The sequence below is a fragment of the Acinetobacter sp. Tr-809 genome, assembly GCF_011753255.1.
Classification (GTDB): domain Bacteria; phylum Pseudomonadota; class Gammaproteobacteria; order Pseudomonadales; family Moraxellaceae; genus Acinetobacter.
In genome coordinates this window covers 274,766-301,762 of the sequence record NZ_VWVZ01000003.1, presented here as the reverse complement: position 1 = coordinate 301,762, position 26,997 = coordinate 274,766, and the positions used below count along the sequence as shown (strand labels likewise).

The 26,997-nt window shown below is 39.9% G+C and carries 22 protein-coding genes; 6 read left to right on the top strand and 16 right to left on the bottom strand.

Translation table 11 applies throughout. The features are described from left to right. Positions 1–10: 10 nt before the first annotated feature. From gmk to bfr, 6 genes are all read left to right on the top strand, one after another. Positions 11–634: a guanylate kinase gene (gene gmk, locus F3J02_RS08780; RefSeq protein WP_167248623.1), complete on the top strand. Its 624-nt coding sequence runs from the start codon at positions 11–13 to the stop codon at positions 632–634. 73 nt (positions 635–707) lie between these two features. Then, complete coding sequence (rpoZ, locus tag F3J02_RS08775) at positions 708–986, top strand: DNA-directed RNA polymerase subunit omega (RefSeq protein WP_004803954.1); 279 nt, start codon at positions 708–710, stop codon at positions 984–986. Between the two features lie 328 nt (positions 987–1,314). Beyond that, complete coding sequence (locus F3J02_RS08770; protein ID WP_167248622.1) at positions 1,315–3,432, top strand: RelA/SpoT family protein; 2,118 nt, start codon at positions 1,315–1,317, stop codon at positions 3,430–3,432. Positions 3,433–3,597: 165 nt separating this feature from the next. Continuing rightward, positions 3,598–3,978, top strand: coding sequence for a RidA family protein (locus F3J02_RS08765; protein ID WP_004657462.1), 381 nt, complete (start codon positions 3,598–3,600; stop codon positions 3,976–3,978). A 171-nt stretch (positions 3,979–4,149) separates the two neighbouring features. Beyond that, entirely contained in the window at positions 4,150–4,344 is a 195-nt protein-coding gene (locus tag F3J02_RS08760) for a bacterioferritin-associated ferredoxin (RefSeq protein ID WP_004776027.1), read from the top strand. Between the two features lie 245 nt (positions 4,345–4,589). Continuing rightward, positions 4,590–5,054, top strand: a complete 465-nt coding sequence (bfr, locus tag F3J02_RS08755) for a heteropolymeric bacterioferritin subunit Bfr (RefSeq protein ID WP_004657459.1) — start codon at positions 4,590–4,592, stop codon at positions 5,052–5,054. Positions 5,055–5,105: 51 nt separating this feature from the next. On the opposite strand, the gene F3J02_RS08750 is transcribed toward bfr, so the two are convergent. From F3J02_RS08750 to F3J02_RS08675, 16 genes are all read right to left on the bottom strand, one after another. Next, the gene (locus F3J02_RS08750) at positions 5,106–6,746 is read right to left on the bottom strand and encodes an O-antigen ligase family protein (RefSeq protein ID WP_167248621.1); all 1,641 of its coding nucleotides are present in this window, start codon (positions 6,744–6,746) and stop codon (positions 5,106–5,108) included. 82 nt (positions 6,747–6,828) lie between these two features. Next, positions 6,829–7,563: a TfpX/TfpZ family type IV pilin accessory protein gene (gene tfpZ / locus F3J02_RS08745; protein WP_167248620.1), complete on the bottom strand. Its 735-nt coding sequence runs from the start codon at positions 7,561–7,563 to the stop codon at positions 6,829–6,831. A 24-nt stretch (positions 7,564–7,587) separates the two neighbouring features. Then, complete coding sequence (locus F3J02_RS08740; protein ID WP_167248619.1) at positions 7,588–9,273, bottom strand: O-antigen ligase family protein; 1,686 nt, start codon at positions 9,271–9,273, stop codon at positions 7,588–7,590. Positions 9,274–9,371: 98 nt separating this feature from the next. Then, positions 9,372–9,860: a pilin gene (locus F3J02_RS08735; protein WP_416224646.1), complete on the bottom strand. Its 489-nt coding sequence runs from the start codon at positions 9,858–9,860 to the stop codon at positions 9,372–9,374. A gap of 422 nt (positions 9,861–10,282) precedes the next feature. Further along, entirely contained in the window at positions 10,283–10,843 is a 561-nt protein-coding gene (locus F3J02_RS08730; RefSeq protein ID WP_167248617.1) for a TPM domain-containing protein, read from the bottom strand. Further along, a complete protein-coding gene (locus tag F3J02_RS08725; RefSeq protein WP_167248616.1) occupies positions 10,837–11,889 on the bottom strand; it encodes a TPM domain-containing protein in 1,053 nt (350 codons plus the stop codon). The genes F3J02_RS08730 and F3J02_RS08725 overlap by 7 nt, the downstream gene beginning before the upstream one ends. 36 nt (positions 11,890–11,925) lie before the next feature. After that, positions 11,926–12,516: a LemA family protein gene (locus F3J02_RS08720; protein WP_167248615.1), complete on the bottom strand. Its 591-nt coding sequence runs from the start codon at positions 12,514–12,516 to the stop codon at positions 11,926–11,928. 172 nt (positions 12,517–12,688) lie between these two features. Further along, complete coding sequence (locus F3J02_RS08715; protein WP_167248614.1) at positions 12,689–13,579, bottom strand: metal-dependent hydrolase; 891 nt, start codon at positions 13,577–13,579, stop codon at positions 12,689–12,691. Positions 13,580–13,696: 117 nt separating this feature from the next. Next, a complete protein-coding gene (locus F3J02_RS08710) occupies positions 13,697–15,103 on the bottom strand; it encodes an MFS transporter (RefSeq protein WP_167248613.1) in 1,407 nt (468 codons plus the stop codon). A 176-nt stretch (positions 15,104–15,279) separates the two neighbouring features. Continuing rightward, a complete protein-coding gene (locus F3J02_RS08705; RefSeq protein WP_167248612.1) occupies positions 15,280–16,701 on the bottom strand; it encodes an FAD-dependent oxidoreductase in 1,422 nt (473 codons plus the stop codon). 71 nt (positions 16,702–16,772) lie between these two features. Next, complete coding sequence (gene gltB / locus F3J02_RS08700) at positions 16,773–21,251, bottom strand: glutamate synthase large subunit (RefSeq protein WP_171526066.1); 4,479 nt, start codon at positions 21,249–21,251, stop codon at positions 16,773–16,775. A gap of 453 nt (positions 21,252–21,704) precedes the next feature. Beyond that, on the bottom strand, positions 21,705–22,571 hold the full coding sequence (locus tag F3J02_RS08695) for a hypothetical protein (protein WP_167248610.1): 867 nt from the start codon (positions 22,569–22,571) through the stop codon (positions 21,705–21,707). A gap of 19 nt (positions 22,572–22,590) precedes the next feature. Next, positions 22,591–23,673 (bottom strand): 3-dehydroquinate synthase, encoded by a 1,083-nt coding sequence (gene aroB, locus F3J02_RS08690; protein ID WP_167248609.1) that lies wholly within the window; start codon positions 23,671–23,673, stop codon positions 22,591–22,593. Between the two features lie 20 nt (positions 23,674–23,693). Beyond that, the gene (gene aroK / locus F3J02_RS08685; RefSeq protein WP_171526065.1) at positions 23,694–24,254 is read right to left on the bottom strand and encodes a shikimate kinase AroK; all 561 of its coding nucleotides are present in this window, start codon (positions 24,252–24,254) and stop codon (positions 23,694–23,696) included. A 19-nt stretch (positions 24,255–24,273) separates the two neighbouring features. Then, the gene (pilQ, locus tag F3J02_RS08680) at positions 24,274–26,406 is read right to left on the bottom strand and encodes a type IV pilus secretin PilQ family protein (protein ID WP_167248812.1); all 2,133 of its coding nucleotides are present in this window, start codon (positions 26,404–26,406) and stop codon (positions 24,274–24,276) included. Between the two features lie 61 nt (positions 26,407–26,467). Next, positions 26,468–26,995 carry a pilus assembly protein PilP gene (locus tag F3J02_RS08675; RefSeq protein ID WP_167248608.1) on the bottom strand — a complete coding sequence of 176 codons (528 nt, stop codon included), beginning with the start codon at positions 26,993–26,995 and terminating at the stop codon, positions 26,468–26,470. Positions 26,996–26,997: the final 2 nt, after the last annotated feature.

The window sequence follows — 26,997 nt, the reverse complement described above, 5'->3', positions numbered from 1 at the left end:
GAAAAATATCATGTCGGGTCTATTGTTTGTCGTTTCTGCAGCCTCAGGAACAGGCAAAACATCTTTGGTTAAAGCCCTACTCGATCGAGTCAGCAACTTACACGTTTCTGTCTCACACACTACACGCGGTCAACGCCCTGGTGAACTCGATGGTGTTCACTATCATTTTACCAATAAAGAAAGCTTTTTAGCACAAGTTAATGAAGGCGGTTTCATTGAATATGCGGAAGTATTCGGAAATTATTACGGTACCTCCCAAGCCAAAGTAAAAGAACAACTACTACAAGGTCATGATGTTTTACTTGAAATTGACTGGCAAGGTGCTGAACAGGTTCGTCGACTTTTCCCTGAATCAAAACAAATATTTATCCTACCTCCAACACAGTATGATTTAAGACAGCGCCTTTCAAATCGAGGTACTGATTCTGTTGAGGTGATTGAACATCGTTTAAGTTGTGCAGTTGAAGATATGCGTCATTATGCAAGTTTTGACTATGTCATTATTAATGATGATTTCAATAAAGCGGTTCATGATTTAGAAGCGATTATTGCTGCAAATCGTTTAGTCACTTTGCAACAAAGTGCGCGCCACCAACAATTAATCGAAAACTTGCTTACCCTTGATCGCGAATAACTTGAGTCTAGCCTAAAAGCCTTTTATACTACTCAGTCTTTTCAAATGTAATGTTCATCAAACGAGACAACTTATGGCACGTGTAACCGTTGAAGATTGTTTAGACCATGTAGATAACCGCTTCGAGTTAGTACTGGTAGCGAGTAAACGTGCACGTCAATTAGCACGTCAAGGTATGGAACCAACTGTAGAATGGGACAATGACAAACCAACAGTCGTTGCATTGCGTGAAATTGCAATTGGTCATGTCACTAAAGAAATTTTAAAACAACGCGATCAAGACTACCAGACATCAAACCTTGATATGGTACTGTCTACAAATTCATTAAACTTAGAAGGTTTCACTTTCTAAATCGAATTTGTTACGCGTAAAGCCCATTGTGAAGACTTTGGGCTTTTTTCTTTCTTGCAAAATTCAGTACATATTGATAAAAGCAATATCCGTGATTGAAAAAATTTACGAGTTTTTATAATGAACAAATTGACAAGTTTCTCAATTTGCTTTTCATTAGAAGATAGACGTAATGTTTGCGAATACTTAGGTTAAAAGTAAGTTTTCAGTGGATCAAATGAGGTTTACGACATTCATCATGCATTGAATACGTAAATTATCAACGCAATATATCGCTGAAGTATCAGCAGACATAGCATTTCTGAATTTAGGTTATAAAAGGTGTCATATGCCAGGCGAAGAGGTCAGCCAAGCCAAGCAGCAGCTCAGAGCAATTATTGAAGCCTATCTCAAAGATAGTGACATTCAACGAGTGCTTGCGGCCTGTGATTTTGCTGATTTAGCGCATAGTGGTATTACCCGTAAAAGTGGTGAACCTTATGTACTGCATCCTATTGCAGTGAGTTGTATTTTGGCGCATATGCGTCTTGATGCCGATACACTGATGGCTGCCTTATTACATGATGTGATTGAAGACACTGAATTTACCAAAGATGAAATTGGGCAAAAATACGGTTTAGTGGTCGCAGAACTGGTCGATGGTGTTACCAAACTCAGCCATTCCAGCGATAAGGAATATAACAAAGCCGCATCCTTCCGAAAAATTTTACAAGCGACGCTACAAGACCCTCGTGTCATTATTATTAAATTAGCCGATCGCTATCACAACATGACCACCTTAGGCGCACTGCGTCCAGATAAGCGCGCCCGTATTGCACAAGAAACATTAGATATTTTTGTACCTATGGCTCGGCTTGTTGGTATGAATGAGATGGCAGATAACCTTGAGCATCTGTGTTATCAAAATCTCGATTTAGATATGTTTAATGATGTACAAACTGCATTGCTGGAAACCAAGCCTAAACGTTGCGAGTATCAGGCTGTATGGGAACAGAAACTCTCTGAGCTGTTAAAAGCATACGACTTAAAAGGTCGAATCAAGAAGAAAAACAACAATATCGAATTACTACGCCATTTTATTAAAAATGAAATTGACTTAAATGAGCTCAGTCACAGCCATGCCTTTGAAATTATTTTACAAAGCATCGCAGATTGTGACCGCTTAATTGAAGCCCTGAAAGATAATTTCCAAGTCTTACAATATAGTGACCATATTCGCCGCCCATTACCCGGTGGCAATCAGTCATTAATGATCAAACTTAAAGGTGAAAAAACCACACTTTCATTGACCATTCAAACTGAACTGATGCGTAAAGCCGCCCGTTTTGGGGTGGTGCTTGGTGAAAATGCGCCGCAAGCCTGTCGTTCAGCTATTCAAGCGTCTATGCAGAACTTGAATACCTTAATTGATAGTGGCTGTGCGAAGACCACCTTTAGTGATCTGCTCGATTATTTGCACCAAGAAAAAATTTGGGTTTATACCCCTCATGGTCAACTACATGAATTACCACAAGGTGCAACCGTAGTTGATTTTGCTTATTCAGCCAGCCTGTTTTTAGGCAACCACGCTGTTGGCGCCAAAGTTGATGGGGAAATCCGTCCACTATCGACACCATTACACAGTGGGCAAGTGGTTGAAATCATTACTGATGTATTAGCAACACCAAACCCAGACTGGCTCAGCTTTATTAATACCCAAAAAGCACGTCGTGCGCTGCAAAACATGCTTAGAGAGCAAGATATTGATGAGCAACGCTTGGTTGGACAACAAGCTCTAAATCGTGCTTTAAAATTATTCCAGCGTTCAATTGATGATCTATCACAAACCGACTGGATGAATGTACTTGAGTGGCGACATTTAAGTAGTAAAGATACGCTGTTCGAACAGATTGCGGTGGGTGATCTATTGCCACAGTTGGTTGCAAATCATTTATTTGCACAGGATTACCACTCACAACATAATGAAGCATCAGATCGTCTGATTTTAGGTACAGAAGGTGTTGATGTAAAATATGCACATTGCTGCAACCCTGTTCTTGGTGATCCAATCCAAGGGCATCTATCTCGACGCGGTTTAATCGTGCATCGCTCACGTTGTCGTAATTTACTGCATGAACAACATCTACATCCAGAAAACATCATGCCATTGCATTGGCAATCCGAAGAAATTGATGATGTTCGTTTTAGTGCTTATTTATGTATTCATATGGGCATGAATGACGAACAGATTTCTGATTTGATCTATCAATGCCGTAAAGCCAAAACGGGTGTAGAAATGGTTCATTCTCAAGACCAGAAAACCTATGTCAACATCGTAGTCAGTAACCGAAATCAAATTGCACAAATCATTCGAGACTTACGCATGCACTTCGGTTTCCCACGTATTGAACGTTTAAATATGCCCAGTGTGCAACCTGAAGTCTCAAAATTAGCAACCACAAACTAAATGCCAGTGCAGTGGTGAAATCAATATCTAAAGCATTTTATAGACATAAAAGTTCTAACAATATATCTATACAAGAGCGACTACACAGTATTCAAGACTTTCGTGCTTGAATTTTTGTGTTAAAGTCGCATGGTTTAAGATAGAAAAACGACCTAGGAGAGCTAAATGTCACGCCAAGTTATTCATACTGAACACGCCCCTGCTGCTATCGGAACATATTCTCAAGCAATTCTGGTTGGCAATACGCTCTACCTTTCAGGACAAATTGGTTTAGACCCGTACAGTATGGAACTTGTAGAAGGCATTGAAGCCCAAATCCGTCGTGTATTTGATAACTTAAAAGCAGTATGTACTGCTGCGGGTGGTAGTTTAGCTGACATTGCCAAACTGAACATCTTCCTTACCGATCTGTCTCACTTTCAGTTAGTTAACCAGATCATGGGTGAATACTTTGCTCAACCCTATCCTGCCCGCGCAGCATTGGGTGTTGCCAGCCTACCGAAAGGTGCCTTAGTTGAAATGGATGGGATTGTCATCATTCCATAAGCTGATATTTATCAAAAAGATATAAACTTTAAAAAATACCACCGATGATGTGGTATTTTTTTATTCAAATTCTCAATAAGAATATATGCATTGTTAGAATGAAATTCATTGACAAACGATAATAATTATCAATAATATCAATTATCGCATTTATATTTGTGGCTCACTCCCATGTATGTTTGTTTATGTCGTGGCATTACAGATCAGGATATCAAAGACGCCGTTGCAAATGGTGCTGAAAGCTATCGTGAAATCCGTGACCTACTCGACCTAGGTACATGTTGTGGTCGTTGTGCTCCTGAAGCTCGTGCAATTATTAGTGATGAACTTGCTGAAATTGCGGCACGCATCTCTATAGCTGCTTAGTTTATTTATAAAAAAATCCATAAGATTCAATTCACATTTTACGACTCCACCGCTTCTTGTAGAACCTTAAAAGTTCCTCATCAAAGCGGTTTTTTTATAAAAATCAGAATCATATTAGGATGTTTTTGATTGTGATTTTCATTTGCCGTTCTATAAATTACTCGCCAGATTATTGTTTGTTGATTAATATAATATAAATTGCCTTAGCAACTAGGGCATCATTTGGTGTTTTTGGAGTAAGAGCAATGAAAGGCAATCGCGAAGTTATCAATCAGCTTAATCAGGTGCTGTACCATCATTTAACTGCGATCAACCAATATTTCTTACATTCTCGTATGTTTAATGATTGGGGAATTGAGCAACTCGGTTCAGCCGAATACAAAGAATCTATTCGTCAAATGAAACATGCAGATAAAGTAATTGAACGTATTTTATTCCTAGAAGGTTTACCTAACTTACAGCATTTAGGTAAGTTATATATTGGTCAGCATACTGAAGAAGTTCTGAACTGCGATATTCGTAAAGTTAAAGAAAATATTGAAGCAATCAAGCAAGCGGTTGAACTTGCAGAAGCAGAACAAGATTATGTGACCCGTGACTTAGTTCAAGAGATTCTAGAGAAAGAAGAAGAATATTGGGACTGGCTCGATACGCAGCTTGATCTAGTTGAAAACGTAGGCATTGAAAATTACATTCAAAGCCAAATCTAATCTAGCTAGACTACATCAAAAAAATAAAAGCCCTCGTTAGGGCTTTTATTTTTACTGAGTTTTATTATTCAGCTCGATAATCTCAGCCAAACTCAGCTTCTGCTTATATAGCTGATTTAGTACAACCAATTGCCGCTCTGCCTCAATGATCTTTTTATTGTATACCAGCAATTGCGCATACTTTTTTAAGTTATAAGGTGTCGCCTTATTCTTCACCATTTCCCCAAGTTGCGTTAAATCTGCCTCAGACATGATTGTTTTTGGATTTAAGACAATCCAATCCAGACGCTGCTGAAACTGTGTAAGCAGTAAAATTTTTGAGCTTCCTAATATTTCAACTGTGGGTTGCTGCTTTTTAAAAACCAAACGGCTATTTTCCTGAAAAAGCTTATAATCTCGCCATATCAGTAGCAAGATCACAATTACAACGAGCCAAATACAACGAATCACATTTTTATGTAAAACGATTGCTTTTAGATTTGGGGTTTGTGCTTGAATCAATCCCAACAGGAAACCCATTGGAAGCAAAAAATAAGCATATCGTTGTGGAAACTCCAGCATGGTATGAATCAGGATTGCACAGACCATCAAAATAGCAAGAACTGAGGTCGTATCTTTGGCATTTTTATTCAGCCAGAAGAGCCATAAGCCAATATATCCAATAATGAGAAGTCCAAGGGGAATACCATTCCAGACTAAAATATCCAGAAATATATTGTGTGCACTGTTAAACCAAACCTGCACGGTATTAAAATCAATACTTTCAAAAACAGCAATACTGGTTTGATTCCAACCATAGCCAAACCAAGGTCTCTCAGCAATCGCATGTAAAATTTGTATCCACATTCCGATTCGCTCATGCCCCGATCCTGCACGCTGAGCAATTGATGCTGTTTGTGTGACACCAGTATCAATACTTGAAGTAAGTAATTGGGTTAGCAGGGGGAGCAAGTAACTCGCAATAACAAAGTACAGTCCTACCCAGAGCAGTAATCTCGAGAAATTAAATCGAGGTGAGTTTTTATATTGTTTAAAAATCCAGTAAAAGAACAGAAAAATACAGACTACCCAAGATGTTCTTGACTGAGTCAGTGTAATTGCAAATAGCATGACTAAACTTGTAGGAATTAACAACCACAAGGTAAGCCTTCTTTTCTCATATAAATATAAGCCCCCCATTAAACCCATGATCAAGAAAGTAGCCAGATTATTCGGTTGCCCAAAATTAGCATACGGTCTGTTTCCTCTCAGCTTCATGACAGCATCAAGGTACGCTTCAAGATTCAACCATTGTAATATCGCCATAATCGCACTGATAAACGATATACTGAGCAATAGATAACTCACGCCCAGCATGATCCTTTCACGTTGCTGAGCTTGTAGGCTTAAGTTATATCCTGCAATAATCATTAACCAGAACATAAACAGATAAGAGAAGCTGAGGAATGCGGTGCTAAAATCCGTGATCAGGCCGAAAGCCCACTGGCATAGTGGAATAAACGTAATACCCAACATCAAGATTTGAGGACGTGGGATTTTTACGCTTTTATTAAAGAGCAGACCACCTACAGCCAAGGCTGCGCCAAAGCTTGCCAATTCACTAGAAAAAGTCACCCAAGGATAAGTATGAAATGGGGAAAGCCAAGCAAAACTAATCAAAATGCTGGCAAGGAAAAAGCATAAAAATTGCATACTTCGTACATGAAAAAAAGGCCTAGTGAATTATATCGCTAAGCCTTCATACACAAACTAAATATAAGATAAAAACTACAATTTACTTCCAAGGACGCAGGTCTACAATTTTTACCACTTCGCCTTTTTCCTTATTAATGAGTACCGTCATATCAACTGCATTGGCTTTTAAGGGAACAAAGGCTGTCGCTTGTGGGTATTGAGAAAAAATCTTTTGCACCAAAGCTTTATCATTAAATTGATTTAATACATCCAAGCTTTGTGCACGTTGTTGAATTTGACTTTTTACTTTATCCAACGGTACATATCGTTCTGGTTTCTGGGCAATCGAAATTCCTCCGAGAACTTCTGCAAACATTTCATCGCCGCGAATATTTTTATCTTTGGAAAATTCAACACCGACAAACTGGGGATTCAACCACGAAGGTTCTTTGTATTCCAAACTTGCTTGAGCAATATGTTCTTTAAGAATCTCATTATTACGCACAAGCTCAAAGCGATCTACGTTATAAACTAACCAAGAAGGTCTACCTTGAAAAATAATATAAGCACCATAAAATAGAAAAGAAATTTGAATAATAATAATGATAAAAATATCACAAATACTTTTCTTTAAATCATTTTTATAAATCACCCCTCCCAAACAAGGGCCAACAATTACATCCAAAATCATTATTATTATAAAAACATGCATTACCCCTGCTGCTTTTGCAAGATGTGATGGGTACCAAATATAGACAACAACAAGGAACAAAACAAACAAACAAACCAAACAAAATAGCAAATGAATTAAGAAAAATCTCTTCCGATCAAGCATAAAATAAATCCAAATGTAATAAATTCATTTTTCAGTAACCAAAAAATATATACCGTAGAAATCTTTTGGATATTTGACTTCCATTTGACGGATATATTTTTTTGTATCCTCACACCTTCTCCCTAGATCATAATGACAAGCTGCTTTGAAATAGAATACTGCTTCATTTTTGTTGTTATTTAATACTAAGAATGTTCCTTGTCTTAAAAAATAATAATAATTTGGCAAATAATGAACCAATCTATTACCAACATCTAATTTATAGCTTAAGCTAAAATTACTATCAGATATAACCTCATAGATCAAAACATCATCAAAAAAACCAAACCCGAAAATAGATTTTACACTATCAACAACTTCTGCCCTTTCAACCAGGCTACCATTATTTCCAATCAAATAATCATAAGCTTTTGCTATTTTATTATATTGAAAAGCATAATAAACCGAAGAAAAAAACATTAAAATTATAAAAAAACAAATCAAATAACCTTCTTTTATAATGTAAATAATTTTTGACTTTTCATTAGAATATAAAGAAAAAAATATACAAAAAACCATTAAATATCTTAGATACCAAAGCGGGTATTCCAACAATGAATAAAATAAAAAACACAATAATACAAAAAAAACATATGCTCTTTTCTTATCATTGACCTTAAAACTCTTAACAAAAATAAATATAAAAACTGACATTAAAAATAAGCCTAACAAGCCAAACTCACTCAATAATTGCCCGATTATAAAATGAGAGTGATCAGTTAAAACCCAATATTTAATATCTTTAAAATTTTCTAGACCACTACTAGCAAAATTCTTCCACCCAACTCCCAAAAGAGGATGTTGAGATATATTTATCCATGATTGATGCAATAATGAAAATCTAGCTTCATTAGCGCTAATCGAAAACCGACTCTCTATGTCTTTACTAGATACTGAAATATTAAAACCCCAAAACCCAATAAAACCAAAAAAAACACAGACGATGAAATCTTTTAGCTTCCACAGAGCTACCTTGTTAAAATAATTCAAAATAAGATTGAAAAAAAACACCCCGAATACCAGCATAATTGCACCACTTCGACTTAATGTCAGCGCAATACCTATACTAAAAAAAGCTAAAAGCATATATTTAATTATTAAAATTTTAAACTTTTCAAAAAAGAATATCGTAGAAATTATACCAAGAACTAGAACAAAAGCGGATTGATTTGGTTGGAATAAATTTCCAGAAAATCTTGTATTTTGCAACGGCAAATGCATCAAACCAATAAAAAAATTAAGTTTAAAAAAATGAAATAGTTGTGTTAAAAACAAGAAAAATGATGTTAATAAAATTATAAAACTCATTTTAAAAATAAAATCCTCCTTATCATTCAAGTTGGAAACAATAATTGATAAAAAAAACAATAAAAGCATTATTGCAATTGGAAAAATAAGGCCATCAACATAAATTATACTATTTAGAATCGGTTGTAAAAAAAACAACAAAACAAAAAACAACCACATCAAACTATGACTATATACTTTAATATTTTTTTTTAAAAAACCAAAAAAAACTGCTATAGAACATAAAGAAAAAACCAAAGTATTTATATAAAAATCATGAAAACTCGGTGCATAATGCTGATAACTCAATACCCCATAAAAAAAAGCTAATCCAATAAAAACAGTAAAAACTAAATCACATTTTCTTTCTGTTAATTGCATCATTTCATATCTCGTAATCTTAAAAGATTATTTTAATAAACAAATAAAAAAGCCAGCTTAAATAAATTAACTGGCTTTTTTCTGAACGTCTAAAATGAGAATTAGTTACGGCATTCTGCTGGAACATACTTGTCAGCAATAGTTCCTTTACCTACATTAGCATTTGCTACAGTTGAACCAGCTGATGCGCATACCCATGTAATTGAACCAGCTGTTGGAATTGTTGAACCTGTAGCAGTACCAACTAATGCCACACCTGTAGTTCTAGATCCATCTAATGGGGTTAGAATAAGAGTACTGCCCGATGCTACATTAGATTGATATGTAATGGTAATACGGCCATTCGATGATGCAATGTTAACGCTTGCTACGTTTTTAGTTGCTGCTGGAGCAGTCCAACCATTTCCTAAAGGTGCACCATTTGCAGCATTTTCCGAAACAGCAGCTTTTGCACTACCAGCTAAAGATAAACCTTCTGTTACTTTCGCACGTACCGTATAATCTTGATAAGCAGGAATTGCTACCGCAGCCAAAATACCAATGATCGCCACAACGATCATCAATTCGATAAGAGTAAAACCCTTTTGCATTGATTTCATAACATTTCTCCAATGGATATTTTTTTATAAGCTTTTTTCAGCTATTTAGTAATTAGCATGTTTTATGCCAGTCCTTAGCTTAGCTAATTTTAACTTAAAAAAACAGAGACTTAAAAGAAATTCATACTGTATAAAAGAAGATCAAATCAGACATTTTAAGAAAAAAAATGACAAATAACGTCATCTTTACTGCTTAATTATTCATTTTTTTTGCTAACGAATTTGACTATTTTCTACTTGTATGTAAATTGAGCGACTCAATTCACAGAAAATTTATTGATATTTTTTTTACCGCTTATCAGAAGATATTTGCAACAATCGACCGATAAGCGAATTTATATACAGAACATTCTGCACATTAATTGATTTTAAACAAAACAACAAGCCTTAATTTAAAATTGGCAAGATAACGTCTAATTTAGAATAATCGGTTCATTCGGCAATTCATTTTGGTCATCAAGCTCAGTTTTCACATAATACTGATCTAACACTTGCCCAATTTCCGTAACCCCATTATTCACTGCGTGTAGATACTGCTTCTGAGCCAATTGCAGCACGATACGCTGACAAATCTCATTCCATGTTTCAGTAGGTGTAGCATTTTTTAAGCCGCGATCAATCACGATTTCAACTTTGCGCTCGCATAGGTTGAGATAGAGCAATACACCACTGTTTAATTCAGTATCCCAGACCCCAAGTTCAGCAAACAGTTGTTGCGCACGTAAACGGGTATTTTGATGATAGGCTTGCGAACAGGGAATATGTCCTTCGATCACCACCTGAATCTCTCCGACATGGCCCTTTTCTGCTTGCTGGACAGCTTTAGCAATTTCGGATCGATCCTGCTTACTAAAGTACCGATGTGCGGAAGAGACATAGAAGAAATGCTTAAACCAACGTTTTAAACTCGGCTGTACCTGCTCATCCAATTTAGGTTGAGTAATAATCTGTGTTGTATCGGTCTTAGTTACCATGAGCCTGATGCTCCTCCCCCACCAAAGCTACCGCCACCGCCGCTATAACCGCTGCCGCCACCAAATCCTCCGCCTCCACCACCACGACCACCACCAGACAAGAACATCTGGAAGATCAACTGTGCCAGTGAAGTAATCAATAAAAAGAAGATCCCAACTCCAAGCAGCAAGCTCATCACTAGGCCAGCACCATTGACCAAACCTGCAACGGTTGCAGCTACAGCTGCGGTAGAAGCACTTAAACGATTACCGACGATAAATGAACCGACTACACCTGCGATAAGAATAAACAGCGCCATAGTTAAAGTATTGTCTTTGGCCTGCTGTGCTTGTATTGCTTGCTCATGCCGATCTTTCAACTCTTGTGCGGCTTGCTGCGCAATCTCAGGATCTAAGTTAACGATACGACTAATTTCATCCAACCCAGCAGAAATACCTTGTGCATATTGCCCTTGTTTAAAATAAGGGGTGATCTGATTGCGGATAATCCGACTCAATACCACATCAGGCAGCACGCCCTCCAAACCATAACCCGTCAAGATCTGGATATTACGATCATTGACTGCAATCGCCATTAGCAAGCCATTATCACGTTTTGCTGAGCCAAGCTGCCATTTTTCACCTGTTCTCAAAGCAAAATCAAAAATTGCTTCTTGCCCAGTCGTTGGTACGATAATCACCCCAATTTGCGCTTTACCTTGCTGATACAAACTAAGGATTTTCTGATTGAGTTGCTGCATTTCAGCATCACTCAAGACTTTGGCCTGATCAATCACAGGTTGATTTAATGTGGGCAAATCGCGGATTGATTCGCCTTCTGCCATGTCATTGGCCACTTGTGGCAATGCAGGAGTTTCTGCATTTTGCGTCGCTGGCGCAGCAGTGGGCTTATTCTTTTGCTGTTCTTGAATAATTTTTCCCGCAACGATCAAGTCACTTTGATCAGTTGCAGTCGCCACTTCTGCCCAAACCGTATGTTGGAAACACAATGTCGCAAAAACGATGGTAAAAACAGGCAAGACTCTCTGCTTAAACACATTCAACATACGGTGACTCCTCACAGTTCGAAACAATTTCAGATCTTAATTAAATGAAACTGTTGGAGCTTGCTGTGCAGACTGTTCCGCTTTAAAGTTTTCTTTGGTTTTCATGCCAATGACTTTAGCAGTCAACGCTTGAGGGAATTGACGGACATAGCTGTTGTAATCTTGAACCGTTGTAATGTAACGGTTACGTGCAACCGCGATACGGTTTTCAGTACCTTCAAGTTGAGCTTGTAAATCTCGGAATTGCTCGTTGGCTTTTAAATCAGGATAATTTTCTGAAACCGCAATGAGACGCGACAACGCTCCTGTTAATTGGCTTTGCGCTTGTTGGTATTTCTCGAATAGTGCTGGATCTTCCAACACTTCTTTATCAACTTTTAAGCCCGCAACATTAGAACGTGCTTGAGTGACTTCAACCAAAACTTGCTCCTCATGTTTGGCATAGCCTTTCACCACATTGACTAAATTTGGCACAAGATCAGCACGACGTTGATATTGGTTTTGAACTTCAGACCAAGAAGCAATCACAGCTTCGTCTTTAACTTGCAAAGTGTTATAACCACAACCAGTAAATAACAATGTACTTGCCAATACTGTTGCGAGTGCTGTCTGTTTGATGATTTTCATAAAAATTTATCCTCAGGTTTTTCTTTATATTTTTGCGATAATTCATTGTAATGAGATTTTTTGACAGCTGTGTAACATTTATTAAAGTTGCTTTATCTGATTTTAAACAAAAAAGGCATTACTCAAGAATATTGATGTAATGCCATGCTAAGCACAAAGTTTTAATTTTTAATTAACTATAGATTTTAGATGCAGTGTCTTCTTGGAAACTTACCATACCATATTCATCTGCCATACGCCCTTTCCAGTAATTTACCAATGCAGTGTAGTCATGTTTCGCTGGATGGAAATCGGCTTGATAATAAGATAAATATTCAGGAATCAACTGTAATAACATTTTGCTCAGTAAATACATCCCAAATAGATTACCACCCAATTTTGGTAAGCTCTTCCATTTATCCTGCCAAATCAAACGAGTAGTTGCGTAAAAAGTCAGGCTGGCAAAGCCTGTAGTCACGCTACGCATCAGCAACCGTCGAATACGATCATCGCCATATACTTCTTGGTAGACATCAAAAGCCACCGAACGATGCTCGATTTCCTCAATTGCATGCCAGACCCAAAGTTTCATTGCATCATCGTCTAACGTACTGAGTATTTCTGGATGTTTTAAAATATAGCCACCTAACATTGCAGTAAAATGCTCAAAGGCACAGGTCAAGGCCAGTTGTAATTTCGGATGAATATTTCGCAGCATATCATCCCGCTTCGCCAACCACGCCTGAAAACGATCGAGATTATAATCATCACGCCGCCATGCATCATTAAATTCGGTATGCGCTTTCGAATGCATCGCCTCTTGTCCAATAAAGGCTGCGATCTGTGCTTGTAATTGTGGATCTTGTACTTTATCGCGGACATTGCGCACACTATTCACAAAATACTGTTCTCCTATCGGAAATGTTGAAGACAGTGCCGTGAGTAAATGCGACATGACAGGAGAATTAGCAAAATAATGTCGTTTGATTTTCTTCGGGTTAAATTGCAAACGTCGTACTGTAATTCCCAATGCTTTAGGGCGATTTAAATAAGTTTTTTCCATATTCACATTTGCAAGAGCCATCTCGATTGCCTGCATCATTTCCTAGACTGGGTTCGAGTATTGCGCTGGGAAAATGGCAAAGACAGGGCAAAAAAGCTTATAAAGTTTGCCAAAACTACCAAAATGATGATTGGTCTATCACGATGATATCGGGGCGACACATTCTTGTTGTTTAATTTTCCTCAGGCCTAGCATAGCTGCTATAAAAAGCCCACCCATGATTGCGACCACAATATGAAAGGCCAATAACTGAGCCTGGGCCATGGAATAATGTAGTACCCCAACTGTCCATTCAATGATAAATGCAGTCAGCGTTCCCAATACCGCAATCCCAAAAGTCAGCCCAAGTTGTCTGAGCATATTTAAAATTGCCGCAGCAAAGCTTGCATCTGCCTGCGATACCGAATGTAGGCTCAAGGTACTCGAACTCGGTACAATCAAGCCAATACCTGCTCCCATCATGCCACTTAAGCCAATAAATAACAGATAAGATGAATTACTCTGGAAACTGACCATCGCAATCAATGCAAAGCCTGAGATCAGTAAACCGATTCGAAGCAATGACAACGCACCATAGCTTTGCTGCAATCGCCCAAACCAAATGGAAACTAACGCCTGCATCAGAAATTGCGGAGCGATCAACCAACCTGCTTGTGCTGCGCTTAAATGAACTTGCTCCTGATAAAACAGCGCAAAAACAAATAAAGAGCTATATCCCGCAAATCCTAATAAAAATGAAATCAGATTAAACCGCAAAAACATGCGGTTATGAAGTAAATGGCGTGGAACCAAAGGATGCAAAACTTTATTTTGATGTCGAATAAAAATCAGAGTAAAGATAATCGAAAATAGAACACTAAAAACAATCAGATAACCCATATGTGCTTGCTGTACCATGATAATGCTATAGGTCAAGGTTGCAATTGCCACTACACTATAAATCAGCCCTAAATAGTCAAAACTGATTTTTTGCTGATTCTCATCGGCAACAATGCCTTTCCAACCTAAAAACAATGCCAACAATCCAACGGGTAGATTTAACCAGAAAATACTTTTCCACCCCCAATAATGCACCATGAGGCCACCCATCAATGGTCCAATAATCAAGGCAAAAGCGCTAAATGAACTCCAGTTACCGATTTCTCGTGCTTTGCGATCGACTTGGGTAAAATGATGCACAATGATCGCCAAAGTCAATGGAATCAGCATTGCTCCCGCAACACCCTGAATCACTCGCCCAGCAATCAATAAACTAAAATCAGGCGCTGTGGCACAAATCACCGAGCCAAAGATAAATATCACCACACCCGTCAACCACAGACGTTTACGTCCTAACCACTGACTTAAAGCACCCACTGCCAGCATTAAACTCGACATACTCAGCGCATAGCTATCAATCACCCACTGTAAATCTGCAAGATGGCTATCGAACTGTGTCTGGATTGCGTTTAAAGCCAAATTGACACTGCTTAAATCCACCAAACAAAGAAAGGTACTGGTATACAGCGCAGCAATTAACAGCCTGTCATTGAGTTTCGATGTCATTATTTTATCCACTCAGCACAACAAAATGAGAATTATTATCGTTAATAGCATAGCAATTTATTGACTGCTTGTTAAAGTTTTATTTTCTTTGGGCATAAGACCAAATACCATCAACAAAATAAAAAAAAGCCCAAGCACAAGGCTTGGGCTTTTAGAACTTAAATATTAAAGAGAGCTTACACGCCAAGGTAATCCAAAATGCCTTCAGCAGCTTGACGACCTTCCCAAATTGCAGTCACTACCAAATCAGAACCACGTACCATATCCCCACCTGCGAAGATTTTTGGATTCGAAGTCTGGAATTTAAACTCTTGCTGTTCAGCCGCAACGACACGACCTGAACCATCTAAACTCACATTTGCACCACTGAACCAATCCGCTGGACTTGGACGGAAACCAAATGCCAATAATACGGCATCTGCTGGTAGAACCTCTTCTGAACCTGGAACAGGTTCAGGGCTACGACGACCACGGCTATCAGGCTCACCCATTTGTGTAGTGACCACTTTAACACCAGTCACTTTACCGTTCTCGCCAACAATCTCGATTGGTTGGCGGTTGAATAGGAATTTTACACCTTCTTCATAGGCATTCTTCACTTCACGTGCAGAACCTGGCATGTTGCTTTCATCACGACGATAAGCACAAGTGACATCATGCGCACCTTGACGTAATGAAGTACGGTTACAGTCCATTGCAGTATCGCCACCGCCAAGCACGATCACCTTTTTACCATCGACACTGATGTATTCGCTTGGATCTTTTTCCCAGCCTTGGCAACGGTTGACGTTGGCAATCAAGAAATCCAGGGCATCGTAAACACCATCAAGGTCTTCACCAGGGAACCCCCCTTTCATATAGGTATAAGTTCCCATACCCATAAACACGGCATCGTATTCTGCAAGCAATTGCTCAATGGTCACATCCACACCGATTTCAGTATTTAAACGGAATTCAATGCCCATCCCCGTGAAAATTTCACGACGACGTTTCATCACATCTTTTTCCATTTTAAATTCTGGAATACCAAATGTAAGGAGGCCACCAATTTCAGGGCGCTTATCAAATACAACAGGTTTAACCCCGCCACGCGCCAGAATATCCGCACAGCCTAAACCTGCTGGACCCGCACCGATGATGGCAACTTTTTTATTGGTCCATTTGACACCCGACATATCTGGACGCCAGCCTAAAGCAAATGCAGTATCATTGATATATTTTTCAGCATTACCAATAGTCACCGCACCAAAACCATCGTTTAAGGTACATGCACCTTCACACAAACGGTCTTGTGGACAGACACGACCACAAACTTCTGGCAAGGTATTAGTTTGGTGGCACAGTTCAGCAGCTTGGAAAATTTGACCTTCTGCAATCAGCTTTAACCAGTTTGGAATGTAGTTATGTACAGGACACTTCCATTCACAATACGGGTTACCACAACCTAAACAACGGTGGGTCTGATTTGCAGCCACTTCCGCAGTAAAAGGTTTATAAATTTCCACAAACTCTGCCTTGCGGACAGTAATATCTTTTTTCTCTGGATCTTGGCGTGCTACATCCAGAAATTGAAAGTCATTATTAAGGCGCTCTGCCATGTCTCTCTCCGTGGGTAGGCGCAGCGATGTCATTCATCTCTGCACCTGCCTATATCTATGCAGTCGTGGAATTATTGTGGATCAGCTTGGGTTGTTTTCAAAAGCGTTTGCAAATTAGCAGCTTTCGGTTTTACAAGCCAGAACTTACGACTATAGAAGTCGAACTCATTACGGATCTTGTAGGCCCAAGCACTACCCGTCTCTTGGATATGTTCATCAAGAATACGCAGTAAGTTTTCTTTGTGGTCTTCCATCGCTTCTGTAGAGATACGATTTAGATCAATAAGTTCGTGGTTATAGTAGTCAACAAAGTCATTATCAAGATCAAGTACATAGGCGAAACCACCGGTCATACCTGCACCGAAGTTATGACCCACTTTACCAAGTACTGTCACCACACCACCTGTCATATATTCACAACAGTGGTCGCCCGCACCTTCAATCACCGCAAAAGCACCTGAGTTACGAACCGCAAAACGCTCGCCCGCAGTTCCTGCAGCAAAGACTTTACCGCCAGTCGCACCATATAAACAGGTATTACCAATGATCGCGGTATTTTGCGTTTGGAATGGTGAACCTTTTGGTGGGAAGATCGATACACGACCACCAGCCATACCTTTACCGACATAGTCGTTGGCATCACCTTCCAGTTTGATATGCAAACCACCCGCATTCCAAACACCAAGTGACTGACCAGCTGTACCGACTAGATTCATCACCACTGGGTTGTTTTCCATACCCAAGTTGCCATAACGACGTGCAATTTCACCTGAGATACGCGCACCAATCGAACGGTCACAGTTCCCCACGGTGAAGTTGAATGAGCCGCCAGCACCTGCTTCAATTGCCGGTAACATCTCTGCCACCATTTTCTCCGCCAACACACCTTTATCAAATGGTGCATTACCTTGAACTTGGCAATATTGCGCCTTGCCTTCAGCAGAAGGATGCGACGTTAATAGTGCACTGAGATCTAGATGCGCATGTTTGTCTGTTTCACCCGGTAAAACTTCAAGTAAATCAACACGACCAATCAAGTCTTTCAGTGATGCAACACCCAATGCAGCTAACCATTCACGTGTTTCTTCTGCGATAAACTTGAAGAAGTTGATCAGCATTTCTGGCTCGCCAATATAATGCTCTTGACGTAAATGGTCTTGTTGCGTTGCAACACCAGTCGCACAGTTATTCAAGTGACAAATACGCAGGTATTTACAACCGAGTGCAATCATTGGGGTCGAACCAAAGCCAAAGCTTTCAGCACCTAAAATGGCTGCTTTCACCACATCTAAACCTGTTTTCAAACCACCATCAGTTTGAACACGCACTTTACCACGCAAATCGTTCACACGAAGCGCCTGATGTGCTTCACTTAAACCAAGTTCCCATGGTGAACCCGCATGGTGAATCGATGAAAGTGGCGATGCTGCTGTACCACCGTCATAACCAGAAATGGTAATGAAGTCTGCATACGCTTTTGCAACACCTGCCGCAATCGTTCCAACACCCGGTTCAGAAACTAATTTTACCGATACCATCGCCTGAGGATTGACTTGTTTCAAGTCAAAGATCAATTGTGATAAATCTTCAATTGAATAAATATCATGGTGCGGTGGTGGTGAAATCAGCGTGACACCCGGTACTGAGTAACGTAAACGTGCAATTAAGCCATTCACTTTACCACCTGGTAACTGACCACCTTCACCTGGTTTTGCACCCTGCGCCACTTTAATCTGTAATACTTCAGCAGAGGTTAAGTATGCTGGAGTTACACCAAAACGACCTGATGCAATCTGTTTGATTTTCGAGTTACGAATCGTGCCATAACGCGCAGGGTCTTCACCACCCTCACCCGAGTTTGAACGACCGCCAATGGTATTCATGGCAATTGCAATTGCTTCATGTGCTTCTGGTGATAATGCACCTAAAGACATGCCTGCAGAGTCAAAGCGTGGAAGAATATCTTCAATCGTTTCAACTTGATCCAATGCAATCGAGTTTGCTGTTTTTAACTTAAATAAGTCACGGATCGTTGCAACAGGACGGTTATTCACCAGCTCTGCATATTCTTTAAAGTCAACGTATTGACCAGAACGCACCGCTTTATGCAAAGCGTTAATCACGTCTGGGTTAAACGCGTGATACTCTTTACCAAATACGAATTTAAGCAAACCACCTTGATCAATCGGTTTACGATGCTGCCAAGCTGTGGTTGCCAATTTTTTCTGATCATTTTCAAGGTCAGCGAAAGTTGCACCTTGGATACGGCTTGGTACGCCAAGGAAACACTTATCAACAACTTCAGATGATAAACCCACTGCTTCAAACAATTGCCCACCACGATAAGAGGCAACTGTAGAGATACCCATTTTAGAAAGGACTTTCAATAGGCCTTTCTCGATCCCTTTACGGAAGTTGGCTTGTGCATGGATTGGGTCACCCAAAAGTTCACCTTTCGCAACCAAGTCATTGATCACATCATAAGCGAGATATGGATACACCGCTGTTGCACCAAAGCCTAACAAGACTGCAAATTGGTGTGGATCACGGGCAAAACCCGTTTCAACTAAAATATTTGCATCGGTACGCAAACCAGTTTTAATCAAATGATGGTGTACTGCACCTGTCGCCAATGCAGAGTTTGCAGGCAAGAACCCTTCACGGAGATTTTTATCCGTTAATACAATCAAAGTTTTGCCATCACGAACCGCTTGTGCCGCTTCTTCGCATATACGTGCGATTGCTGCTTGCAGACCTTCAGCTTCTGCATAGTTCAGATCGATATCAACAACACCATAACCTTCACGTTCTTTTTCAACATCACGAAGCTGCTGCATTTTCGAATTTGACAATACAGGGCTTGAAATGATGATACGGTCCGCATGTTCTGGGCCTTGCTCAAACACATTCTGTTCACGACCCAAACAGGTTTCCAACGACATTACAATTGATTCACGTAATGGATCGATCGGCGGATTGGTCACTTGCGCAAATTGTTGACGGAAGTAATCAGACACATGACGAACTTGGCGAGACAATACTGCCATTGGCGTATCATCACCCATCGAGCCTACTGCTTCCTGACCACTTTCTGCGATTGGACGCAATAACTGGTCGCGCTCTTCAAATGTCACCATAAACATTTTTTGAGCTGCTTTTAATGCATCGCCTGTTAAACCCTGATCAAGCAACTGCTCTTCAAGTTGAGGATTAGCTTGCAAACGGATGGCATGGTCACGTAACCATTCACGGTATGGACGCATGTTTTTAAGATGGTTGCTGACATCTTTGGTATCCAGCACTTTGCCAGTCAAAGTGTCGATCACCAAAATTTGCCCTGGGCCTACACGGCCTTTAGAAACAACATCTTCTGGCTCGTAACCCCACACACCAATTTCAGACGCAAGCGTGATGTAATCATTCTTGGTAATCACCCAACGTGCTGGACGTAAACCATTACGGTCAAGCATACAGATCGCATGACGGCCATCTTGAATTACCAAGCCCGCTGGGCCATCCCAAGCTTCCATGTGCTTAGAGTTGAACTCATAGAAAGCACGTAGGTCGGCATCTAAAGTTTCAACGTTTTGCCATGCTGGTGGAACCAACATACGTAGCGCGCGGAATAAGTCCATCCCACCGCCAACCAAGATTTCAAGCATGTTGTCCAAGCTTGATGAATCCGAGCCAGTACGGTTCACAATTGGATTTAACTCAGTTAAACCTGGAAGTAATGGGTTTTCAAATTTTGGCGTACGTGCCAATGCCCAGTTACGGTTTGCGGTAATGGTATTGATTTCACCATTGTGTGCAAGGTAACGGAATGGCTGTGCCAATGGCCAACGTGGCAAGGTATTGGTCGAGAAACGTTGGTGGAACACCACAATATGTGATTTTAAACGTTCATCCGCCAAGTCAGTATAGAAGTCAGCAATTGCAGCTGGCATCATCAAGCCTTTATAGCTGATGACAGTAGTTGCCAAAGTCGTCACGTAGAAAAGTGGATCGTTCTGTAATTGTTGTTCTGCACGACGACGTGCCAAGAAGAGCTTCCGGTTAAACTCAACTTCAGTTAAACCCATTGGGCAATTTACTAAAATTTGTTCAAATGCAGGCAATGATTGCAGCGCAATCTCACCTAAGGCATCATTATTTGTTGGTACAATACGCCATGCTGCAACAGTTAAGCCTTCAGCAGCAATTTCTTTATTCAAAATACTTTTTGCATGTTGTGCTAAAGCAGGATCAATGTTCAGAAATACAGTACCTGCAGCAAAAATCTCGGTCAGGTTACTACCTAGTTTTTGAGCTTCATCACGGAAAAACTGCTTCGGCATTGCCAATAACAATCCGCAACCATCTCCTGTCTTACCATCCGCGGCAATACCTCCACGGTGCGTCATGCAACTTAAACTGTGAATCGCAGTTTCGACCAGATGATGGCTTGATTCACCCTTCATGTGGGCAATCAGACCAAAACCACAGTTATCCTTAAACTCGTCAGGCTGATATAAACCTTGAGCGGGAGCTACAGTATTAGGCGATGGCATGTGCATAGCGTACCCTTCTTTCAACATGGCTCTTTCGAGCAACAAACAATCAATTCATTTTCTGCGATATTGCCGATTAACTCATACAAAGTTCAATGCTTCGCGAAAACATTTTTCATGGCGAATTTGCAATATACGTCTTTCCTTTACAAGATTGCACCCTATAAAGTGTTTTCAGTTATTACACCTTCACCTATGTTTGTAAAGCACAAAAACTTTCCATTTCACCCAATTAATGAACTGTTTAGCACAAAACAGGGCAATGAGCAGACAAATTAGCACCACAAAAAAGCAAAAAACATGCCATGTAGGCATGTTTTTACTAAATCATTAAAAAAGTTAAAATAACATCAAGATATGGGGATGAATGCACGTATTTTTGTGCATAAAAATGCACCAAAAACTATCACACCGCCACAAAAAGAACCATAAATGCGCAATTATGGTGCAATACTAATTAAAAGGATCACTCACTTCACGCTTCGAAACATCTGAACTTTCTTTTATTTTTTCGGTAGTTGCAGCTGGTTTTGGTGCCGATTGAGTTTGCTTCACGTTCACCACATTGCCCTGTGCATCACGTTGTGTCACTGTGGTTTTCACTGTCGTTGATGTATCTGTACTACGTGCGCTAGTCGTTGCTTGAGAACTCGTACTTCCTATGAGTAAGCTTTCATCGACGCGTGGCAATGCAGCAGGTCTTAACTGAACAGCATAGAGTTGATTGGTTGCCGACTTCATTTCATCAGAACCCAAATCATTCACCAAAGCTGCGTAACTTGATAATTGATGAGCAGTTGGCTGAATGGTCTCAGGCAATACCAAGTTCAATTGTGCAAATTGGCGACTCGCATCTTCAGCGCTAGAAAACACACCATAAGCGAGAACATATTGCTCAACCTGATCTTCACCACTCAAACGGAAATAGACAAACTTTCTGCGATCTTCACGATTTAACAAAAAGTTTTTCACAATCGCTTCGTCTGTACTACGGAAAACTTCCATGGTCCATTGGCGCTGATTTTCCTTAATAAACTTAGTGCCACGAAACTCAGGTGCATGATCATTGGAAACGACGACACGAGTGGTTAAATCCAATGGTTTAACTTCATCCGAAAGCGCACCCAAATGTGCCGTCGCAGCAACCTTTTCTGGCTGAATCTGAACTTGGGTTTCAGTTTGAGATGGCTGTTCTTCTTCGACCAAGGCCTTACTGTCGGTAATACCCCAAAATACCAATGCAGCAATTAAACAAGCTACGGCAAAAACCAGCCAGCTATATTGTTGAATATTTTGCCAAATTGATCGTGATACAGCCATGCTTTTCCCAAATGATTAATTATGCAGATTGATTTGCAAGAATAGATTGTTTCATCAACTCAATATCAAAGTCTTTGGTAATCACCGCTTGTCCTAATTTTTTCAATAAAACCAAACGTAACTGACCATTTAAGACCTTTTTGTCATGCGACATATAAGCCAAGAATTCATCTAATGGAATTTTTGGACATGATATCGGTAAATTAGCGCGTTGAATGATATTTTTTGTACGTTGTAAATCTTCCGTAGAGATCCAACCTAAACGCTGTGACAAATCAGCAGCCATGACCATACCTGTTGCAACTGCCTCACCATGCAACCAAGTGCCGTAACCTAGATAAGATTCAATCGCATGACCAAAGGTATGTCCAAGGTTAAGTAAAGCACGCTCACCCTGTTCTTTTTCATCATTGGCAACAATGCGTGCTTTATGCGCACATGAACGGTACACAGCTTCAGCCAAGAGATTTGCATCACGAGCAACCAAGGCAGCCATGTTTTGCTCTAACCAAACAAGGAAATCAACATCACCAAGCAAGGCATACTTAATCACCTCAGCCAAACCTGCAGAAAGCTCACGATCAGGTAAGGTATCTAGCTGTGCCATATCAGCAAGCACCACCTGTGGCTGCTGAAAAGCACCCAGCATATTTTTACCTAGGGGGTGATTAATTCCAGTCTTACCACCAACACTGGAATCAACTTGCGACAATAAAGTCGTTGGCACTTGAACAAAATTTACACCACGCTGGAAGCATGCAGATGCAAAACCAGCCATATCTCCAATCACACCACCACCTAAAGCTAAAACCGTACAATCACGATTAAAGCCAGCTTCCAGTAAAGCATCAAAAATTAAATTCAGATGCTGGATGTCTTTATATTTCTCTCCATCTGGCAAAATACATTGCGCCACTTGCTTATCTAGCTGGGTTAATGCATCCAAGTAATGTTGTAAATACAGTGGTGCAACCGTTGTATTGGATACCAACATGATTTGACGACCATGTAGATACGGCTCAAGTAAGGTTTTGGGATCTAAATGACTGCCAATAAAGATTGGATAACGACGATCACCTAACTCAACATGTAACGTTTGCATAAACTTAGACCAACCAGAAACTACTTAATTTGTTTAGATAAAATAACGTGCAAAATACGCTGTGCTAAATCTCGTGCTGCGCCTTGATTCGTTTCAATTATATAGTGTGCAACCTCACGATATAAAGGATCGCGGATCGCCAATAGATCACGTAATTTTTGCTCTGGATTTTCGACTTGTAATAATGGGCGATTTTTATCACGGTAGGTTCGCTGTAGCTGTAGCTCTACAGGAGTATAAAGATAAACAACTATTCCACGTTGTTTTAAAAATTCACGATTTTTCGGTTGTGTAACAGCACCACCACCCGTTGCCAACACTAATAATGGACGAGAAGTGAGATCATTTAAAACATTGGTTTCACGTAACCGAAAGCCAACTTCCCCTTCTTTTTCAAATATCCATGGAACTGTCGCACCTGTTTTACGCTCGATCTCATGGTCACTATCAATAAAATCCCGACCAAGTAATTCTGCTAAATGCCGACCAACTGTTGTTTTTCCTGCCCCCATTGGCCCTACCAAATAGATATTTGGTAGGGTTTCAAACGCTTTGCTTGGCAACGCGCCACCTATATTCATTGCAATTATTGAAAATATATTAATGATTTCTAGTCAAAGTGTCATTAACAATTCTCGGCGTCACAAAAATAAGCAGTTCACGTTTATTATCGGTTTTCATATCTCTACGGAATAATCGACCAATATATGGTAAATCCCCCAAGAAAGGCACTTTAACTTGAGAGCTGATATTTTCCTGTTCAAAAATGCCACCGAGTACCACTGTTTCACCATTATCCACCAATACATTGGTATCAATTTGATTTTTATTAATGGTGAGTTGTCCTGTTGGTGTAGGTGTACTTTGTGAATCTTTGGTAATGTTCAGCTTCATCATGACCTTACCCTCAGGGGTAATGCTTGGTGTAACATCCAGACTCAAAGTTGCATCAATAAATTCTGTTTTAGGTACTGCATTTGCACCACCACCAGAAGAAGAGGTATAAGGAATTTTCTTACCTGATTCAATTTTTGCTGGTTGCTTATCAGCAGTCATGACTTTTGGTGTTGAAATCACCTCACCATAACCATCCGCTTGAACTGCAGACAACTCCAGATCCAACATAAAATCAGATAAACTAATCAAACCAAAAGCAATACGACTTGCACCTGGTGTAACAGCACCTAAATCCACATTCAGGTTATCTGGGCGTTCAATTTCATATTTCCAACCACCAGTATCACTGTCCTTAGTCGGCTTTCTTAAATCCCATAATGTCTGATCACTCCCCCCTACCAAAAGATCATTATTATTGGTAATTCCCTGAGACAAAATCCCCCACTTTACCCCCATTTCTCGGGTAAAATCAGTACTGGCACTGACAATACGCGCTTCAATCATTACCTGCTTGACTGAAACATCAAGTAAATCAACCATCTTCCGGATCTGATCAATCTTTTGTGAAGTGTCATTTACAATTAAAGTATTAGTTCGCGGATCAGTCGATACAGTTCCTCTTGGGCTTAACAAACCACCAGCCAAAGTATCATTACTTATTGATCCTGAACCACCATTATTACCTGTATTTGCATTTTTACCTTGCGTAATGAGCTTTTCAATATCAGCGGCTTTTGCATAGCTTAATTTAATATATTCTGTTTGAATCGGTGCAAGTTTAACGCTTTGTGCTAACGCTTTTGCCTCCTCTTCCTCAGCCTTAATCAATTCAGAAACAGGTGCAATCCAGATCACATTACCATTACGGCGTTTATCCAAATTTTTAGTTTTTAAGACGATATCTAATGCCTGATCCCAAGGTACATCTTTTAGGCGCAAAGTGATATTACCTTGAACGGTATCTGCTGCAACCATATTGATGCCAGTAAAATCCGCCAATAGTTGCAATACACGACGTACTTCAATATCTTGGAAATCTAAAGAGATTTTATTACCCGTATATGTTTGCGCCTTAGCTTTAGTCGGAGACTTATCCTCAGGACGTTTCAAGCTAATCGTCAACTTATTTTCCGCTTGATATGCCATATATTCATAGCTACCCGCAGATTGAATAGTAATGACACCATTCCCTTTATCATTATAAGCATCAATACTCGCGACAGGTGTCGCAAAATCATTGGTATTTAAACGACGCGCTAAATGTGTTGGGATTTTATTACCAGCAGTACGCACCACAATCTTGCTGCCTTGCTGCTGCACATCCACTGGGGTGTTATTCCCCAACAAATCAATCACAACCAAGCCTTCACCTTGATTGCCTCTTTGGAAACCAATATTGGAAACACCTTGTTGTACCTGTCGAACAGCAGCAGGTGTATTTATAGTAGCAGGTTTGGCTGAGTTAATTTTAAGAACAAAGGTATTGCCTTCAACACGTGTTGTAAAGGCACCCGCATCTTTTAAATTCACAATCACACGGGAGCGTTGATCATCTGATGCAATGTCGATCGAGCTCGCTTCAGCAGTTGATACTGGAATCGAGTTTTGCTTGAGGCTCTGTTGAGCTTTATCAAAATCCAAAATCAAACGAGAGGGTTGCTCTAGCTGATATGCCTGTGGTTGTGGCGGTAGACCATCAAACATCACACGAATTTCCGTGCCTTGATCTGCCAAACTCATTGGTACAATATTGGTCATACTCACTTGCGCCGATGCAACTTGCATCACTGCGATAGCGACCGCACCCATAGAAAATTGACGGAATGCATGATTCATGGTCTTCGCTTCCCCAAATAAAGAATCTTTAAACTGTTTTTTCATTTTTATTCCCTTAATCTTACGGCGCTGGTCCAATTAAAACGAGTGTACGAGGTCTCTCGACATAGCCTTCTCGACCATCAGGTACAATCTCCACCAAATCGATTTGGGTTGGGCTAATTTTAATAATACGCCCTTGATTCATACCCAAATAACTTCCGACTTGCACACGTTCAATTTGACCGTCTGGTGTCTGAATCAGGGCAATCGTATTGCTGGTTTTACCACGCATACTGCCCTTCATATTCAATGATTCCAGCGCATAACTCTCTAAAGGCTGTGGCTGGCGATTAAAATTCGGATAAACCCGCTTACCCGCCATAATTTTCAACTCAGCAGCCAATGAGCTTGGCATAAATGGGCTTTTAAGCTGATGTGCTGAATAGTTAAATAATGGCACAGGGGTAAAAACTGGTGCTGGCTCAATTGGCAAAGGTGGCTGATTACGAATTTCTGCCATCTTCTGATTCACCGCATCAATACGTGAATCACACCCCACCAAACTCGCTCCAATCAAGAAACCAAGTAATAATTTATAATTATTCACTA

Coding starts and splice junctions, on each gene's coding strand:
- F3J02_RS08720 (WP_167248615.1), bottom strand. CDS start 12,516: ATGAAAATCATCAAACAGACAGCACTCGCAACAGTATTGGCAAGTACA.
- F3J02_RS08730 (WP_167248617.1), bottom strand. CDS start 10,843: ATGGTAACTAAGACCGATACAACACAGATTATTACTCAACCTAAATTG.
- F3J02_RS08760 (WP_004776027.1), top strand. CDS start 4,150: ATGTATGTTTGTTTATGTCGTGGCATTACAGATCAGGATATCAAAGAC.
- F3J02_RS08765 (WP_004657462.1), top strand. CDS start 3,598: ATGTCACGCCAAGTTATTCATACTGAACACGCCCCTGCTGCTATCGGA.
- aroK (WP_171526065.1), bottom strand. CDS start 24,254: ATGAATATAGGTGGCGCGTTGCCAAGCAAAGCGTTTGAAACCCTACCA.
- F3J02_RS08715 (WP_167248614.1), bottom strand. CDS start 13,579: ATGGCTCTTGCAAATGTGAATATGGAAAAAACTTATTTAAATCGCCCT.
- F3J02_RS08770 (WP_167248622.1), top strand. CDS start 1,315: ATGCCAGGCGAAGAGGTCAGCCAAGCCAAGCAGCAGCTCAGAGCAATT.
- F3J02_RS08705 (WP_167248612.1), bottom strand. CDS start 16,701: ATGGCAGAGCGCCTTAATAATGACTTTCAATTTCTGGATGTAGCACGC.
- gltB (WP_171526066.1), bottom strand. CDS start 21,251: ATGCCATCGCCTAATACTGTAGCTCCCGCTCAAGGTTTATATCAGCCT.
- rpoZ (WP_004803954.1), top strand. CDS start 708: ATGGCACGTGTAACCGTTGAAGATTGTTTAGACCATGTAGATAACCGC.
- F3J02_RS08740 (WP_167248619.1), bottom strand. CDS start 9,273: ATGATGCAATTAACAGAAAGAAAATGTGATTTAGTTTTTACTGTTTTT.
- F3J02_RS08695 (WP_167248610.1), bottom strand. CDS start 22,571: ATGGCTGTATCACGATCAATTTGGCAAAATATTCAACAATATAGCTGG.
- bfr (WP_004657459.1), top strand. CDS start 4,590: ATGAAAGGCAATCGCGAAGTTATCAATCAGCTTAATCAGGTGCTGTAC.
- F3J02_RS08710 (WP_167248613.1), bottom strand. CDS start 15,103: ATGACATCGAAACTCAATGACAGGCTGTTAATTGCTGCGCTGTATACC.
- F3J02_RS08750 (WP_167248621.1), bottom strand. CDS start 6,746: ATGCAATTTTTATGCTTTTTCCTTGCCAGCATTTTGATTAGTTTTGCT.
- gmk (WP_167248623.1), top strand. CDS start 11: ATGTCGGGTCTATTGTTTGTCGTTTCTGCAGCCTCAGGAACAGGCAAA.
- pilQ (WP_167248812.1), bottom strand. CDS start 26,406: ATGAATCATGCATTCCGTCAATTTTCTATGGGTGCGGTCGCTATCGCA.
- aroB (WP_167248609.1), bottom strand. CDS start 23,673: ATGCAAACGTTACATGTTGAGTTAGGTGATCGTCGTTATCCAATCTTT.
- tfpZ (WP_167248620.1), bottom strand. CDS start 7,563: ATGCTTGATCGGAAGAGATTTTTCTTAATTCATTTGCTATTTTGTTTG.
- F3J02_RS08735 (WP_416224646.1), bottom strand. CDS start 9,860: ATGCAAAAGGGTTTTACTCTTATCGAATTGATGATCGTTGTGGCGATC.
- F3J02_RS08725 (WP_167248616.1), bottom strand. CDS start 11,889: ATGTTGAATGTGTTTAAGCAGAGAGTCTTGCCTGTTTTTACCATCGTT.